The organism is Photobacterium gaetbulicola (assembly GCF_003025515.1).
GTDB lineage: Bacteria > Pseudomonadota > Gammaproteobacteria > Enterobacterales > Vibrionaceae > Photobacterium > Photobacterium gaetbulicola.
In genome coordinates, this window is the sequence record NZ_PYME01000068.1 from 1 (window position 1) to 1244 (window position 1244).

The window sequence follows — 1244 nt, forward strand, 5'->3', positions numbered from 1 at the left end:
ACGTAGATTTGGCAGTCGTCTGCATATCGGCAGAACTTATGCCCTCTTCGTTCAAGCTCTTTATCCAACTCATCTAATACGATATTTGATAGCAGCGGAGATAATGGGCCACCCTGTGGTGTCCCTCGTTGCCTCTGCTCGACTAACCCGTTTCGCATTATGCCTGCCTGTAGGTATGACCTGATCAGCTTCAGTACCCGTTTATCTGTGATATCTTTCGATAGCCTGTGCATCAGCCTATCGTGGTTCACGGTATCGAAGTATTTCGCTAGGTCAACATCGACTACATAACCCCGCCCCTCCCTGATGTAGTGGCTTGCTGCCGCCAGAGCATGGTGGGCACTACGGTTGGGCCTGAACCCGTAACTGCTGTTGGAGAACTTAGGTTCGTAGATATCTGTCAGGACTGATGTGATGGCCTGTTGGACAATCCTATCAAGTACCGTTGGGATACCTAGCTGCCTCACTCCCCCACTAGGTTTAGGGATTTCTACACCCAAGACGGGTTGGGGTTGATAGCTACCGTCCAGAAGGCTCTGGCGGAGCGCTTGCCCATTGGAAGACTGCCGAAGCACCGAGATAGTGGCTGCTATGTCGAGTTTATCAACCCCAGCACATCCCTTGTTCTTCTTTACTCTTCTCAGGGCTTGGTTCAGATTCGTTGATGAACAGATCTGCTCCATCAACTGAGTTGAGGTCACCAAGACTCGTCCTCCTGTCTACGCCAAACATGCTTGTCATTCTTCGTAGCCATGAGCGTCACTTGCGGTGTTGCCCATTGGTACGTAGAGATATTGTTCATCTTGCTATGACTCCACATGATTGAGTGTCTAGTGACTGCTTCTTGATATATTCAGTTCCGGCCTTCCCTTGGGTTGTACTTCCCCAAGGTACTATGCCTTCTGCTGACTTCTTATTAACCGTCACGCAGCATCACTGCTGCACTAGTCTCGTCCGAGACAGCTAATAAGATCTCCCGAGGTAAGACGTTGTTCTTTCACTTGGTTGTGCCTGATTTACCCGTACACACTTCCCGTCGAGGCATTGGGCTATTCTATATATGGCTAGGTTACCCAAGTTGTACTGGCCTACTATCAGATTTCTGTTCGTCACAACCAAGTTTTGCCGTTTGCTTCCTTCAGATCCCACCTCACGGTGGACACCCTTGCATAGGCTAACGGTTCTCGCTCGACTGAGCCCGTAGAGGACTTTCACCTCCTAGAACAACGCCATGCTCGGCGCAC

1 protein-coding gene is annotated in these 1244 nt (G+C 50.2%); it reads right to left on the minus strand.

The features are described 5' to 3' along the window. Positions 1-683: group II intron reverse transcriptase/maturase (ltrA, locus tag C9J03_RS26325; RefSeq protein WP_211300781.1), on the minus strand; the 683-nt coding region annotated here is incomplete at its 3' end. Between the last annotated feature and the right edge of the window lie 561 nt (positions 684-1244).